Origin of the sequence: Acidianus infernus (assembly GCF_009729545.1) — an archaeon.
Classification (GTDB): Archaea; Thermoproteota; Thermoprotei_A; order Sulfolobales; family Sulfolobaceae; genus Acidianus; species Acidianus infernus.
In genome coordinates this window covers 2,088,408-2,102,180 of record NZ_WFIY01000004.1, presented here as the reverse complement: position 1 = coordinate 2,102,180, position 13,773 = coordinate 2,088,408, and the positions used below count along the sequence as shown (strand labels likewise).

General features: G+C 36.1%; 15 protein-coding genes and 2 pseudogenes. 12 read left to right on the top strand and 5 right to left on the bottom strand.

The genetic code is table 11. The features are described from left to right. Positions 1-41: 41 nt before the first annotated feature. From D1867_RS11840 to D1867_RS11805, 8 genes and pseudogenes are all read left to right on the top strand, one after another. A complete protein-coding gene (locus D1867_RS11840; RefSeq protein WP_155864305.1) occupies positions 42-563 on the top strand; it encodes a hypothetical protein in 522 nt (173 codons plus the stop codon). 274 nt (positions 564-837) lie between these two features. Then, positions 838-1,233 (top strand): hypothetical protein, encoded by a 396-nt coding sequence (locus tag D1867_RS11835; protein ID WP_155864304.1) that lies wholly within the window; start codon positions 838-840, stop codon positions 1,231-1,233. A 5-nt stretch (positions 1,234-1,238) separates the two neighbouring features. Then, positions 1,239-1,553 (top strand): hypothetical protein, encoded by a 315-nt coding sequence (locus tag D1867_RS11830; RefSeq protein WP_155864303.1) that lies wholly within the window; start codon positions 1,239-1,241, stop codon positions 1,551-1,553. Between the two features lie 2 nt (positions 1,554-1,555). Then, complete coding sequence (locus D1867_RS11825) at positions 1,556-1,816, top strand: hypothetical protein (protein WP_162309172.1); 261 nt, start codon at positions 1,556-1,558, stop codon at positions 1,814-1,816. A 60-nt stretch (positions 1,817-1,876) separates the two neighbouring features. After that, positions 1,877-1,984 (top strand): annotated as a pseudogene (locus D1867_RS12790) (hypothetical protein); the annotation flags it as partial. Positions 1,985-2,586: 602 nt separating this feature from the next. Continuing rightward, positions 2,587-3,720, top strand: coding sequence for an NRAMP family divalent metal transporter (locus D1867_RS11815; RefSeq protein ID WP_240872268.1), 1,134 nt, complete (start codon positions 2,587-2,589; stop codon positions 3,718-3,720). A gap of 86 nt (positions 3,721-3,806) precedes the next feature. Then, on the top strand, positions 3,807-5,228 hold the full coding sequence (locus D1867_RS11810) for an MFS transporter (RefSeq protein ID WP_155864300.1): 1,422 nt from the start codon (positions 3,807-3,809) through the stop codon (positions 5,226-5,228). Between the two features lie 87 nt (positions 5,229-5,315). Further along, positions 5,316-5,735 (top strand): universal stress protein, encoded by a 420-nt coding sequence (locus tag D1867_RS11805; protein ID WP_155864299.1) that lies wholly within the window; start codon positions 5,316-5,318, stop codon positions 5,733-5,735. A 229-nt stretch (positions 5,736-5,964) separates the two neighbouring features. Here the strand turns inward: D1867_RS11805 and D1867_RS11800 are convergent. From D1867_RS11800 to D1867_RS11790, 3 genes and pseudogenes are all read right to left on the bottom strand, one after another. After that, a pseudogene (locus D1867_RS11800) lies at positions 5,965-7,093 on the bottom strand (RNA-guided endonuclease TnpB family protein). Positions 7,094-7,173: 80 nt separating this feature from the next. Beyond that, positions 7,174-7,467, bottom strand: a complete 294-nt coding sequence (locus tag D1867_RS11795) for a hypothetical protein (RefSeq protein WP_155864298.1) — start codon at positions 7,465-7,467, stop codon at positions 7,174-7,176. A 34-nt stretch (positions 7,468-7,501) separates the two neighbouring features. Next, positions 7,502-7,690, bottom strand: a complete 189-nt coding sequence (locus D1867_RS11790; protein WP_155864297.1) for a transcriptional regulator — start codon at positions 7,688-7,690, stop codon at positions 7,502-7,504. A gap of 74 nt (positions 7,691-7,764) precedes the next feature. Between D1867_RS11790 and D1867_RS11785 the strand changes: the two genes are divergently transcribed. Together D1867_RS11785 and D1867_RS11780 are read left to right on the top strand one after the other, a co-directional pair. Continuing rightward, the gene (locus D1867_RS11785; RefSeq protein WP_155864296.1) at positions 7,765-8,706 is read left to right on the top strand and encodes a hypothetical protein; all 942 of its coding nucleotides are present in this window, start codon (positions 7,765-7,767) and stop codon (positions 8,704-8,706) included. Positions 8,707-8,711: 5 nt separating this feature from the next. Beyond that, positions 8,712-9,764: a M28 family peptidase gene (locus D1867_RS11780; RefSeq protein ID WP_155864295.1), complete on the top strand. Its 1,053-nt coding sequence runs from the start codon at positions 8,712-8,714 to the stop codon at positions 9,762-9,764. Between the two features lie 29 nt (positions 9,765-9,793). Here D1867_RS11780 and D1867_RS11775 read toward each other — a convergent pair whose 3' ends face one another. After that, complete coding sequence (locus D1867_RS11775; protein WP_155864294.1) at positions 9,794-10,486, bottom strand: MBL fold metallo-hydrolase; 693 nt, start codon at positions 10,484-10,486, stop codon at positions 9,794-9,796. Next, positions 10,455-11,606: a peptidase U32 family protein gene (locus D1867_RS11770; protein WP_155864293.1), complete on the bottom strand. Its 1,152-nt coding sequence runs from the start codon at positions 11,604-11,606 to the stop codon at positions 10,455-10,457. Before D1867_RS11770 ends, D1867_RS11775 begins: the two co-directional genes overlap by 32 nt. Positions 11,607-11,760: 154 nt before the next feature. On the opposite strand from D1867_RS11770, the gene D1867_RS11765 reads away from it, so the two are divergent. Together D1867_RS11765 and D1867_RS11760 are read left to right on the top strand one after the other, a co-directional pair. Beyond that, positions 11,761-12,426 carry a hypothetical protein gene (locus D1867_RS11765; protein WP_155864292.1) on the top strand — a complete coding sequence of 222 codons (666 nt, stop codon included), beginning with the start codon at positions 11,761-11,763 and terminating at the stop codon, positions 12,424-12,426. 3 nt (positions 12,427-12,429) lie between these two features. Then, positions 12,430-13,581 carry an RNA-guided endonuclease TnpB family protein gene (locus D1867_RS11760; protein ID WP_155864291.1) on the top strand — a complete coding sequence of 384 codons (1,152 nt, stop codon included), beginning with the start codon at positions 12,430-12,432 and terminating at the stop codon, positions 13,579-13,581. Positions 13,582-13,773: the final 192 nt, after the last annotated feature.

The window sequence follows — 13,773 nt, the reverse complement described above, 5'->3', positions numbered from 1 at the left end:
TTTTTTCACAATTTTATTATATTTGAAGCGTAGTGAAATATATGAATCCAAGCTTCTTGAAGCAAGGTAACTACGTTAGCCTTATTGCGTCAATTATTATATTACTTGGACTAATTTATCTTGAAATTGAAGGGATAAGCTACGCTCTTTCGTTAACTTTCGTATTTATTATGTGGATCGTTTGGTTTTTGGCTTTGCCTTCTTTTGCATATTATCATTTAGCAAGGTTAGAGAAACCTAAGATAATGGACTATTTTGCTATTCTAGCTATTATGATAACTCTTGTAGGACTTATTATAGTAACTTTTCTTAGAGAGTTTCTTGGAATTGAAATAATTGTTGCAGGATATACTTTTGAGCCTATAGCTGGAATTTCCATATACTTAACAGCAAATAAGATAAACAAGATATTCTCATCATTATTCTTCTGGGGTGCTGTAATTTTTACTGCAGGACTTCCTTTGTATCTAGTTAATTTCGGTTATATGTCGATAATTGGAGACGTAATAAAAACTCTGGGAATAATAGGTTTACTATCCTTAAGTAGAAAGTTAAAGGCTTAGATAAATTATCATGGCTGTTAGAATATTCCATGACGAAAGATTAGATACTCGTAGGCTTTAGCTACTTTTTCTGCAACATAATTGAACGGTTACTTTAGGATTACGGAAACATGCTTTGAAATATACACTTTACTTTTTGTCATTTTCTCATCTTTTCTATAAAAACATCACTGACGGGAAGTAAATCAACAGAAGTTAATATCATTGATTTATTTTTTTATTATCATAACATATATAAGTTACTCGATTTATATATATTATTGAGGTGGGTAAAGTGGAAGGCCTTGAAAGACAATTGAGGCTGGTCAGAATAAGCGGTGGCGTGCTTTACCTGGTTAATATATTCTTTTCCAGCTCACTTTATACAGCCTTAGAGAGTCTAGGTTTAGCTAAAGGTAGCTTTATTTACTCGTTATTATTTGCTGTTCCCCTGTTCTCGGCAATATTAAATGGAATAATACTTGGACTTATAGCAGCACAATTGAAAGACGCAGTCATATACGGGATCGTAAAGTCAGCCATGGCAATCATAGTCTATTTACTATACTTGCACTTCTTTGTTCTACCTTCGTATATTGTCTTTATGATAATTATCATAATGGGTCTGAGTGTAATACAGCTTGGAATCCTTTACTTGTACAGGAGGATTCAAAAACAAATATTTGGTTGATAGTAATGCTAATCAAAATTCCTTACAAGACAGAAAAGATTTTCCCATCTGATGTGAAGGGTAAGTATGCATATATGAAAGATACTGTAATAATAATAAGAAACCAGAGTAAAGTATTATACATAGACTGTGCTCATTGCAATTTAGCTAACTACAAACCGCCAAGCTTTCTTTCTAATTATATCTTTGAATATGAGATAATGGAAGGTGGGGAGTACTGTGAGTGCATAGCTAAAACGTTGCAAGAACAACTCAAACCGCTATTTAGAAACCCAAAGCTCTGTAAAGATGAGGACGTGACTGTGGTGATAGAGAGGTGATCGTGTTTAAAGATGTACAGTGGATTGACAATGATAAATTCAGGTTGTTAATTAACGGAATATTGGTCACATATAAAGTCGAGATACAGTTTGGTACTATAACAAAAGTGATTCTAAGGGGTTTGAACTATAATTCAGTTTGCAATCTCGAGATCGATATGAGAAATAACAAGTTATTTTCCTTGGAGTGTATAGGTTTTGAGAAAGATCAAGTGAAGAAAGCAATATTGTCCAAGTTAGCCGTTCAAATACCAAAGTTATAAGACTTTAAATTCATTTGATGGAAGTACAAATGAGGGCTGATGCTCTAACCGACAGACTCTTTTATTTATAGACTAGATGAGGCCGTGCTTTTGTTAGTTATGAAAGTACACGAAATGTTTGGGGACGGAATAATGATAGACGTAAATATAGATTTGTGGAAGCAATGAAAAGAACAATGTGAGAGAATGATAACGTTCAATGCTAAGTGGTTAAAATATACAAAGTAGTGAAGATTTGAGGAAAATATGTTGAAAAGAATTATACAATGCACGGCTAGTTAAGTAACAATTTTATTAATATATAGAAAACATTTTGATTTTCCCTCAATATTCTCAAGTTAAAATCTTAAAAGGACTTAATATGCCTCTGAACATAATAAAATCCTAATTTGGTGTGTATTTCATTTGGACCGCTGCTTTGTCTGTTTAAGAATAAAATGAGTGTATCTAACAATTTTATTCACCTAGCTGACTTCCTCCTAGAAGGGTTACCTCACAAGGGGCTCATCGATTCGAATCCAGAGAGGGGACTTTCATGCTGGTTTCCTCTCACTCGAGCTGGGGGATGGCGTCATTAACGTCTTGGGCTATCCATCCCCTTCCCTTAACCCTCATTTTTTGAATAAAGCGTTGCAACATTCTTCTTTTTGTCTAGGAAACTTTTAATACTTAATTTTAATATATATATGATTACGATGAGGCGTAATTCTCTTACGACAGGGCGTAATGAGCTTAAATTTATAAAATTCTTTGGTCCCGCCTGGTTAGTTATGATGGCCGATATGGACGCAAGCAGCATAATAGGTGCAGCCCAGACTGGAGCGTTGTTTAAGTACGGATTTATTTGGATAATGCTACTTTTGGCGATTCCTTTATATATTGTTCAGGAAGTCTCTGGAAGAATAGGCATAGCCACGGGAAAAGGGCTTGGAGAAGTAATTAGGGAGAATTACAGTAAAAAACTTGCTATTCTCATGGCATTGCCAATGGCTTTGACTGACGCAGTAACTTATGCAATAGAATACCTTGGAATAGGTATAGGCTTAGAAGTAATCGGAATTCCCTTAATTCTTTCAATTCCCTTAATTTATGTAGTTCACATAGTGATTGTAACAAAGAGAAAATATATTCAAGCCGAAAGGTTTCTACTACTGATTTCCGCTTTTCTCATCATAAGTTTGTTCGCAACGCTCTTCCTCAGAGGTATTAAGCCTTATTCTCCTTTCTACTTCTCTCCATCACCTCAATTCCTATTCTTAATGGCAGCTACAGTAGGAGCAGTGGTTATGCCATTCATGTTGTTTTTCCAAGCATCTGCAACTGCGATAAAGTTGAAGGAAATAGGATATTGTAAATGTAAGGATACTGCAATAAGGCACATGAGAAAAGAGACTTTACTAGGTGCAGTTTTTACTGAAATATTAATGGTAGTTGTCGAGATGGCATTCGCAGGGATAAACGTGGATCCTTCTACCTTTGCTTCGCCCCAAGAACTTTCGTCAGTATTAACTCCATTAGCTGGTAGTTTGTCTCCAGTGATTTTTGGATTTGGCTTGATTTCCTCAGGGTTTTTGGCCTTAGTAGTTATTTCTCTGGGAAGTGCTTGGGGCGTTGCAGAAGCCTTGAACGTAAAGAACGTAAATATTATTTATATAGCTGAAAGCGTTCCGGCAGTTATATTAACGTTATTAGTTCCTTCAGCAAATTTAGTTTGTATTGTTTTAGATCTATTAGTATTCTTTGTTTACGCGTTAATCGGTCCAATTATTATATTAGGAATAATAAGTAGGAATAAGAAGATAATGGGCGAATATGCGTCTAGAGGTATTTCTTACTTTGCTTATTGGATTTCTTCAATAATTCTCATAATAATTGCTATAATTTCTTCTTTATCTTCGATCTGATTTTTCTCAGTTAATAGCGAGTATAAAATGTATAAGTATTAGTATAAAACATAAACTTTTTAAACGATATATTTTTCTCATTACATATGACTGATAAAAATTCCTCTCAGCAAAATAAAAACATCGCAGCCCAATTAACTGCAAGAATAGATAGACTTCCCGTAATGGTTTTACCTCTATCAGTAGTTCTATCTTTAGCTTTTGGTTATTTCATAGCATTATATGACGTAATAGATGTAGGAATAGCCTTTTCTGCAACATCTTTAAAGTATACTGGATTAACTAGTAGTGAGGCTTCAATAGTAGTATCCTTAGGATTATTTGGTTACATACCTGGGGCATTATTGCTAGGCTATCTAGGTGATAGAATAGGAAGAAAACCAATGCTAATGACTACTGCACTACTGACAGCAATTGGTAGCTTAGGTAATGCACTTTCTAGTAATTTTATAGAATTCTCTGTATTTAGATTTATAACCGGAATGGGAATTGGAGGAGACCTAATACTAGTCCCCACATACCTTGTCGAAATGGTTCCTGCAAAGAATAGGGCAAAATACTTTAACCTAGTATATATTGCAGGTTGGGCAGGCTTAGGATTAGGTCCTTTCATGGCATCTTATATTGATGTCGCAAATCCAGCAATAGGTTGGAAAGTAATATTCCTAGTAGGAGCAACATTAGCCTTCATAGTTTTCGCAATTAGAGGTCACGCAAGCGAGACTGTTAGAATGCTAGCATTAAAAGGTAAGATAGATGAGGCGGAGAAAGTTGTAAAGGATATGGAAGAAAAGGCAATGAAGAAGGCAGGCGTTACTACTTTACCAGAGCCTACTGTTTTCAATTTTGAAACTAAGAAAGTTGATCCCTTCTACGTATTTAAGAATCCTAAGTATAGAGTTAGAGTAATAGCTGTAATGCTTTCAATATTCTTCTTCTATTTCGGTGAATATCCTTACTTAACGGAATTCTTGTTATGGACTTCCACTGTACATTCACTTAGGTTGCTTTCCAACCAAATAACGTTATACTACGGAGACGCAGGAATTGCAACGTTTATAGGAGCTATATTGCTTAGGGCAGTTATAGATAAGGTAAGGAGGCCAATACTCACTACAATTTCATATTTCGTGGGTATGGTTTTAGGCATAGCCATAGCAGTAATAGGTGCTACTTCAGCTAATTTAACAATGATGTTAACAGGCTTCGTTTTAGCTAATTTAATAGGCGTAGGGTGGAGTAATCAGCTAAATTACTTGAACGGTACTGAAAACGTTCCAACTTACGCCAGAGCAACATCCTTCGCATTCTCCGACGGAGTCGCTCACTTAGGTGCAGCAATATCTACAGCAATTATACTTTCAATAATTCCTGTTTTAGGTGCAGTAACTACTTGGATAGGATTCCAAATTCCAATGGTTATAATGGGTATAATATTGATCTTCGTACTGCCTAATACTATAGGGAAGAGTTTAGAGGAAATTAATGAAGCATCTGCAGGAGTGTAATTTATTCATTTTCCTTTTTAATAAGAAGATTAAGAGATTTTTTAGAAAAATTTAAATCTTCAGAATGAGAAGTGGTTATAGAGTCAAATGTTCAAGAGAATATTAGTAGGATTTGATGGTTCTAAGGAATCTTTAAAGGCGTTAATTTTAGCAATTAATCTTGCAAAGTTTCACGGTGCTTCAATTAAGGCTCTGGAAGTTATAGAGCATATGCCAGTAATTTTGGAGGCTTATATAAAGGAGGACATGTTGAGAGATAGAGAAAGGATAATTAAACACACTGAGATAATAAAGAGAATTTCAATAGAGAACGGAATTAACATAGACTACGAAGTTGTTAGAGGGGATCCTGCAGTCGTTTTATCTAAATATGCTGAGAGCGAAGACTTTGATTTGATTATTCTAGGTAAGAGAAAATTGAAGGGATTAAAGAAATTGTTCATGGAAAGTGTATCTTCTAAGGTTTTGGATATTTCTAAGAAGCCCGTTTTAGTGGTAAAAGAATAGTTATAAACTTTTAGGTCAATCTTACAAACGCAAGATTAAATGAAAATGTCTAGGGAAAGAAAAATCTCTTTACCTTTTCCTTAATATAATAAGTGAGACTAACGCAATTACTATTACTAAGCCTATTATTCCTAAGTAAATGGTAAGGTTACTTGTCGGGGGAGCCATTGACGTAGTTCTGACTTCCTCCCCGCCCTAAAGGGCGAGGGTTCCCCTCATCGATTTGGGTTTACATCTGAGGGGCAGTCGAGAGGGTCAGAGACCCCCTCCCATTTAAATTCGTGACAGCAATAACGTCGCGATCGTTCTCATAACCACACGAGGGACAGTGAAAGTACCTATAAGCCATCTCAGTCATTTTGTGACCACACTTTGGACAGGAAACGGAAGAGTAACTAGGATTAACATACTCCACAATCATTCCGTGTTTTCTGGCTTGCCACTCTATCCAGTACTGAATACGACGATATTGCATTAGGTAGAGTTTATCGTGAAACTCACTTGGTATTTATCAACGTCCTTGATTAGGTTCTTCAAGTCCTCAAGCTTTATAACATTGGCACCCAATTTCTCAGCAATCTCAATGGTCCATCTGCCAACCTTCCTAGCGTAGTCCTCCATAATTCGTTTAGCCTTCTGATGGAAGGAGTGTATTCTGTGTAGAATTCTCTTGTTCTCCTTCCACCTTCTAGGATACTTCTTTTGCAAATTCTCAGCTAATGACTTGAAGTGATAAGCATCGTGAAGGCGAGTGGGTATCCTAACGTAGTGAGTGTCATCTTTTCCTACTACAACGTCGTTCATGTTTACGTCTACGGCAACACTATCTTTGGGTTCTATCTTAACTTTTGGTTTCTCAAAAACCACCTTGAGGAAAGCTTTGCCATCCTTGATTGTGAGCCTAGCTTCTTTCATCTCCCAGGTTAAGTACTCCTTTAGATTTCTAGGATAGCCTAGTATTGGTAGTTTGCCAACACTTACTATCTTAACTACCATTCTATCTAAGTCAACATTATAACTTGCCTTTGATGTTAACCACACTGTCAGCTTATAAACTCGTGGAAACCTACCTTTTTCGGATTGTTGTACCAACCCTTGTATGTTGCTAGGGCATCACGATAGCAGTCCTCAGCAACCTTTGATGGTAGATTGTATTCTTTCCTCAGCTTTTCATACAATCCCTCGTGCACTTTGAAAAGTGTGCTCTTCTCGTTTGGATCTTTCACGTTTTCTTTCATCCAAAATATGGAGAAACGGAGTGCCTTAACGTATCTATCAACTAAGGCTAGGAGGGTGTTAGACAAGCCAATATTCATCGCAACTGTTGCTCTTATTGGGTTTTTCTCCCTCCTAGCCATTGAATATTGGTAGGAAAAGAAGTTTAAAAAAGCTTTCTATAAGGGGCTATTCATCCCCTCCTGCGAGGCTTTCCGCCCCCTTAACCCCCAGTTTTGTAAAACACTTTTCCGTTGTAGGTAGTATATATTCTGAGCGTAACATTAGATAAATATTTCGTTATAGTGGTTAGGAAAGTTGGGTTATATATTGTTAAAGAAAAGTTGAAGAAGAATTCGAGGAGATTTCCTTTATATTCGATAAATCCGTATGGGTCTGCAATATTTCCTTTGAAAGACGCCTTTTTTATAAACACTAGAAAGGAATGAGAAGGTATAATACTCAAGACCAATAATAGCAAAAAACCTCCTAATATAATTAATTTTGGAATTGACATATCATTTTATGCTTAAAATGCTATAATAAATTTTTCATCTTTTGGGATAGATTGCTCTAGTAGTTCTTAACCATTCTCTAAAGCATTTTAGTGAACAAAAGCCATAAATTCTCCTAGTATGTGAAGACCAGAAAACGAATTCGTAAGGACCGTAAACTCCACAATTAGTACATTCACCTACATCTGTAAAAGTTATAACGTTCTTTGCTCTCAGGTCATCCATATTTGCTTTCTTTGATTTTGACTAATTAAAATTTTAGGCACAACGTTTTAAATTACCGAAGCATAGTAAGTCTCATGAAAAACGTAATAGAACCTTGGGGAGTTAACGTACCTTTCCTCATTTTGGCGTTTATCTATTTTACTATAGGTGGAGTGTCACTAAGTTTAGATCCATCAGTTCACGGATATTTTATGCTTTTAGGCGCATATTCCCTTTATGCTGGAATGATACTTAGGTTATTTTTTCCTGCTAAAAAGTACTTGATTTTACACATTTTAACTCTTGTCCTGCTTTCTATTCCTCTTTACCCTTTTGTCTCGGTGTCCTTCTTCTTCCTGACAATAGTGGAAATTTGGGGTTTAAAGGACGTAAAATATTATGGTAGTAAGTTTCCTATAAATATTCTAGTTCTTTCTTCTCCTCCTCTTTCCTTTATTTCTTGGTTACTTTTCCCAATTTTAGGATATAAACTCCTCCTCATCTCTTTACTCCTTTATTTACTGGGGGTTAATGAGGGCATATTTTCCGCAACGTTAGGCTTAAAGCCAAAGTTTGGAATAAGGCAAATCCCAATGCTTCTGATTATCCCTCTCCTCTATCTAAGCTATAGTTTATTTCCAGTCGTGATTATAGCCTACTTCGTGTGGCTATTTTATGGGGCAAAGAAGGTTAGAAAGAACTTATCGGCACTATCTGTAGTTTCGTCTTCCGTGTCTACCTCAATAGGTAGTTACTTTTTGGGAGACGTGGTTCACGCTTTCGCTTTAGGTACGATGGCTCCTTTCTTTTATAGTTGTATAACGTATTCTACGTCCAGATACAACTACGATGAAATATACGTCATTTCAATTTTACTCTCATTGTCGTATTTCCTTAGGTTCGTATATTTTCATATATCGGGTATATTCTTCGTAGCTCCTTCTCTCCTCTTCCTCTATTTAATTAAGGATAACTTAACGTTGACTACATTAAAGTACGGTATGTCCAAAAAATACTTAATTAAAAAGTTAAATTAAATATTATGATTTCTTTAGACTTGCTAAAGCTGGGAGAAGTAATTCATGGTTCAGAGAAGGAGAAGGAAATTCTCTCTATTTTGGAAAAGAGAATGCAAGGAAATAGTAAGAAAATTGAAGTGAAAACAAAAGAGTGGGTAATTAGTAATTTTAGCGTTAAGCTTAACGGAAAAGAAGTTGCATCAAGCTTAGCCCCATACACTAAGGGTTACGTAAAGGGAAAGGTAGGAAGAGAAATTCTTGCATTTCCTTTTCCAGATCACCCGTTTAAAGTGAAGGATTTTTACTCTTACGCCCTTTCTCAAGGTGCCGAGGGAATAATATTTTACGAAGAGGGAAAGACGCGAAGGATAATAATGCCAGACGTTAAAATTCCAGTTATTTTTCTTCCTTTTAAACCAGAAGGCTATGTAGAGATTGAGGCGGAATCCTTTCTTAGGGACTCGATTTCTTACAATCTAGAGTTTACTGTAAAAGAAGGAAACGATTACATCTTACTTGGTGCTCACGTGGATCACTGGCTTTCCGGCTTTCACGATAACTTATTTTCTATAGATGTTGTGCTTAATTCTTTGGCAGAAGTTAAGAATCATGGCTTAAAAGTAGTTTTCTTTTCTTCAGAGGAAGGACCTAAGTGTTGTACTGGTTCTTTGCAATATCCTAAAGACGACGTTTTCGCTGCAATAATTTTTGACGCTCTTTATCCTAGTAGGGTAGTTTATTCGTCGACACCGGATTTGTGGGATTTTGCAGGTCTATTTCCATTAAAGAGAATAGAAATGCCTACGCCGTTTTCAGATCATTTCTCTTTTGTTCAAAAAGGCATTCCTTCTTTGGTTTTATATAACGATGATTTAATTCCTTATTATCATTCCGATAAGGATTTGCCTAATCCTGAAGATAAGAAATTCTTAACTAAGATTACTGAGTCTGTGAAGTTGTTATTGCATGAACTAGATAAATTATCTATGAAAGATTTGAACGAGAGAATGAGTAAATTTGGCGAGAGGAAATTTATTGTAGACTACGTTAATTTGACCACTTCCTTTGCAAGCTAGATCCTATTCTTTCTTATTTTCTCGTCTTCTTAAAAAAAGATTATATCTCCATGGAAAGGAACTAAGTATTTAAACTTCATTGAAAGGAGATTGTTAAACGAATTAACAGCTTTTTCGTAATTCCAACAGAAGAACTTGAAAGGCGGTAAAATTTTTCCTTTAATATTTCTCACCGCATCGCCTACTATTAATAAGTTTCCGTCGTATAATGCTATATGCCCCGGCGTATGACCTGGAACATTAATTACCTTAAAACTACCTATTTTTTCTCCTCCTTTCAATTTCACATCAACGCTGACTGGTGAGAATTTCATAGAATTTATTCTCTTCATGGTTCTTTCAAAGTCTTCTTCACTTACTTTTAGTTCGTCCTTTACGTCATCGTACTTTAAGTTGAATTTTTGCTCGTTCTTAGATAAGTAGGGTATTTCATTTTCGTGAGCATAAACCTTTGCCTTAGAAATTTTCTTAATCTCTTCAGCATTACCAGAGTGGTCTATGTGATAATGAGTAATGACAACGTCTGAAATGTCCTCTAGCGAGTAACCAAATGACTTTAAGCCTTTCTCTATGATATCCAGGTAGCCAGGCAATCCGGTGTCTATCATCATTAGCCCGCCGGATGGCCCTTTTTCCACTATTGTAACGTTATGATTGAGTACTGTTCCAAAAAATTCCGGTTCAAATAATTCAATGATCCTTATTCCCTTCGTTAGAAGCATCTTTACTAAACCTCGGTATTAATTCTATTGGTGGTTTAATTTTGGGTAAGCTAATTTCTGAGAGAGGCTTACCTTGAACTGTTATCACTTTTTCAGCAATAATGTCACAGTACCTGCATTCCTCGCAACTCCTAGTTTCACATGAGTTATACTTAAAGTAAGACAACCAGTTTGGAGGGAACTTTGTGTTATCAACGTAGACCTGTGTCAAGACATCGTAATCTTTGGGTCCATTAATTTTCTTCATAACTGCAGGGACTGCTCTTCCTTGAGGATAACTAACAATGTCCAACAAGTTTCCTTCATATCTTCCTTGCGAGTATGCTTTTACAGCCCTTATTATCCAATCTGTTTTCTTATTCCTGCTGGCTATTTTAAACCTGTCAATACCCAATTCTTCATAATGCCTTAAATCCTCTGGCCTAATCCACCTCATTCTTATAATATTAGCCAAATCGTTCCTTACGTCTGTTGCACAGAATAAAATGGGATACTCAAACCACACATTAACTTCAGAGTCAGATTGAGAAGTTACGGAAGAAATAATATCGTGAGTTCTCCTATATGGACATCCCCAAAGGCATGAGTTATTCAATATAAGCTCTATGTCAACCTTATTCCTATACTTTGACAATGAAGAGAGGAGAGAAAAATTCCTATTATCGTCCTCATGGAGAATTATTGTATCAGCACCCATGTTAACGTATTCCTCGAATTCCCTTATGTTATAAACTCTGGAGAAGGAAGAAATGGAAATTTCCACGTCGGGATATTCATTTTTTATAAAATGAACTAAGAAAGGCATTGCTACTATAAAACCGTCAACGCCAAGATTTACCAGGCTATCTATTTCCTTCTTTAGGCTTTCTAAGAATTTTTGTGAGTATTCTTTCCCGTTTAATGTAGCAGTATTCATTGTGTAGAGGAATTTAATTCCTGCATCATGTGCTATTTGAATGTGCTCCTTCAGCCTTTCTTCGTCAACTTGAGGTAAAACGAAGGAAGCCCTACCATGTCCAGTTAACGTTTTAGTTTTACTACCAAAAATGTACCTAACTGGGTACTTTTTAAGCTCGTCTATTAATTTATCGTCAAAGTTTGTCCCTACTACGAGTCTCATAAATCAAGTTCATAATTATCATATTTAAAATTTTTTTACTATTAACGGAATTTATCATCAATCTCGATAGAACATTATAAGAGAAATATATAAAATATAACAGAGCTCCGCTTTCTCATAATAAGTTAAAAGGAAAGTCGCTATTGTATAGAAAATGTTAACAGATAAGAATAAAGTAACCCTGTTTAGGTCAATCTATAGCGTATTTCTCGGTTTTATGAGTTTTGGGTATATTGCAATTATGAGTAAGTCTGGGGTTCCTTATACTCAAATTAGCTTACTTGTAACGTTAAATTTCCTCTTTCAGATAGTTTCTTATCTAATCTTCTCTATTGTGAGAATAAGAAAAGGTTTAATAATTTCTTCATTTTTAAATCTTACAGTTATATTAATTTTACTCTCGGAGAGGAACTTCTTGTCTTTCTTCATAATTTCGTTAATTCTCGGATTAGCCGAAGCATTATTCTCCTCAATAGTTATTATTCAAAAAGACTTCAAGAAGAAGGATTATTCTGTGCTAATGTCTTTAACTTTTGTAGCTAACATTTTAGGCTTAGGCTTGTATTATTTTTCATTTTATATTGGATTAGAATATGTAATTATACTTCTAGCGGGAATATCTTCTGTCAACCTTTTCGTCTCATTATCCCTTAAGTACGAGGAAGAAGATCTTCAATTTGAAGAATTTTTACAATTTATGAAGATCAATGGAAAATTTTTAATTACGTTACAAAACTGGGGATTAAGGGGGCGGAAAGCCTCGCAGGCGGGGATGGATAGCCCCCTTATAGATTTAAAAACTTCTTTTCCTAATCAATAATTGATGGCTAGGAGGGATAAAAACCCAATCAGAGCTACGGTTTCGATGAAGATTGGCTTATCTGACTCCCTCCTAGCCCTCGTGAACAACTATGTTAAAGCACTCCGTTTCACCTTGTTCTGGATGAAAGAAAATGTGAAAGATCCAAACGAGAAGGGCACACTTTCCAAAGTGCACGAGGGATTGTATGAAAAGCTAAAGAAGGAGTATAATCTACCATCAAAGGTTGCTGAGGACTGCTATCGTGATGCCCTGGCAACATACAAGAGTTGGTACAACAACCCGAAAAAAGGTAGATTCCCCCGCGTCTATAAGCCCACTGTATGGTTAACGCCCAAGCAAAGTTATAATGTTGTCTTAGAGAAAATGACAGTTAAGATTGCAGGTGTTGGTGTACTACCAATTTTAGGTTATCCTAGAAACTTAAAGGATTACTCAACCTGGGAGATGAAAGAAGCTAGGCTAACAATCAAGGATGGCAAGGCTTTCCTCAAGGTGGTTTTTGAGAAACCAAAAGTTAAGATAGAACCCAAAGGTAGTGTTGCCATAGACGTAAACATGAGTGAAATTGTCGTTGGTAAGGACGATACTCACTACGTTAGGATACCCACTCGCCTTCATGATGCTTATCACTTCAAGACATTGGCTGAGAATTTGCAAAAGAAGTATCCTAGAAGGTGGAAGCAAAATAGAAGGATCCTACACAGAATACACTCCTTCCATCAAAAGGCTAAACGAATCATGGAGGACTTCGCTAGGAAGGTTGGCAGATGGACCATTGAGATTGCTAAGAAATTAGGTGCCAACGTTATAAAGTTGGAGAACTTGAAGAACCTCATCAGGAACGTTAATAAACTGCCAGCTGAGTTTCACGATAAACTCTACCTAATGCAATATCGTCGTATTCAGTACTGGATAGAGTGGCAAGCCAGAAAACACGGAATGATTGTTAAGTATGTTAATCCTAGTTACTCTTCCGTTTCCTGTCCAAAGTGTGGCAAGAAGATGATTGAGATGGCTTATAGATATTTTCACTGCCCCTCGTGTGGTTATGAGAACGATCGTGACGTTATTGCAGTCACGAATTTAAATGGGAGGGGGTCTCTGACCCTCTCTACTGCCCCTCAGATGAGAGATGTAAACCCAAATCGATGAGGGGAACCCTCGCTGACGGGGAGGAAGTCAGATGGACTAGCGACGTTGAGGAGAGTTTTTTCGAACTCTATACTTCCTATAGTTTTTATATCTATATTTAGTTATATTTCCAAAGAACATTTAAGCCTATATTTTACAGTATTTCAGTTGCCCCTCATTCTCTTTCTATATTACGGGCAAAAGATTTCTAGT

Excerpts from the sequence above, each read along its gene's own strand:
- D1867_RS11840 (WP_155864305.1), top strand. The coding sequence starts at position 42 with ATGAATCCAAGCTTCTTGAAGCAAGGTAACTACGTTAGCCTTATTGCG.
- D1867_RS11830 (WP_155864303.1), top strand. The coding sequence starts at position 1,239 with ATGCTAATCAAAATTCCTTACAAGACAGAAAAGATTTTCCCATCTGAT.
- D1867_RS11815 (WP_240872268.1), top strand. The coding sequence starts at position 2,587 with ATGATGGCCGATATGGACGCAAGCAGCATAATAGGTGCAGCCCAGACT.
- D1867_RS11810 (WP_155864300.1), top strand. The coding sequence starts at position 3,807 with ATGACTGATAAAAATTCCTCTCAGCAAAATAAAAACATCGCAGCCCAA.
- D1867_RS11805 (WP_155864299.1), top strand. The coding sequence starts at position 5,316 with ATGTTCAAGAGAATATTAGTAGGATTTGATGGTTCTAAGGAATCTTTA.
- D1867_RS11795 (WP_155864298.1), bottom strand. The coding sequence starts at position 7,467 with ATGTCAATTCCAAAATTAATTATATTAGGAGGTTTTTTGCTATTATTG.
- D1867_RS11790 (WP_155864297.1), bottom strand. The coding sequence starts at position 7,690 with ATGGATGACCTGAGAGCAAAGAACGTTATAACTTTTACAGATGTAGGT.
- D1867_RS11785 (WP_155864296.1), top strand. The coding sequence starts at position 7,765 with ATGAAAAACGTAATAGAACCTTGGGGAGTTAACGTACCTTTCCTCATT.
- D1867_RS11780 (WP_155864295.1), top strand. The coding sequence starts at position 8,712 with ATGATTTCTTTAGACTTGCTAAAGCTGGGAGAAGTAATTCATGGTTCA.
- D1867_RS11775 (WP_155864294.1), bottom strand. The coding sequence starts at position 10,486 with ATGCTTCTAACGAAGGGAATAAGGATCATTGAATTATTTGAACCGGAA.
- D1867_RS11770 (WP_155864293.1), bottom strand. The coding sequence starts at position 11,606 with ATGAGACTCGTAGTAGGGACAAACTTTGACGATAAATTAATAGACGAG.
- D1867_RS11765 (WP_155864292.1), top strand. The coding sequence starts at position 11,761 with ATGTTAACAGATAAGAATAAAGTAACCCTGTTTAGGTCAATCTATAGC.
- D1867_RS11760 (WP_155864291.1), top strand. The coding sequence starts at position 12,430 with ATGGCTAGGAGGGATAAAAACCCAATCAGAGCTACGGTTTCGATGAAG.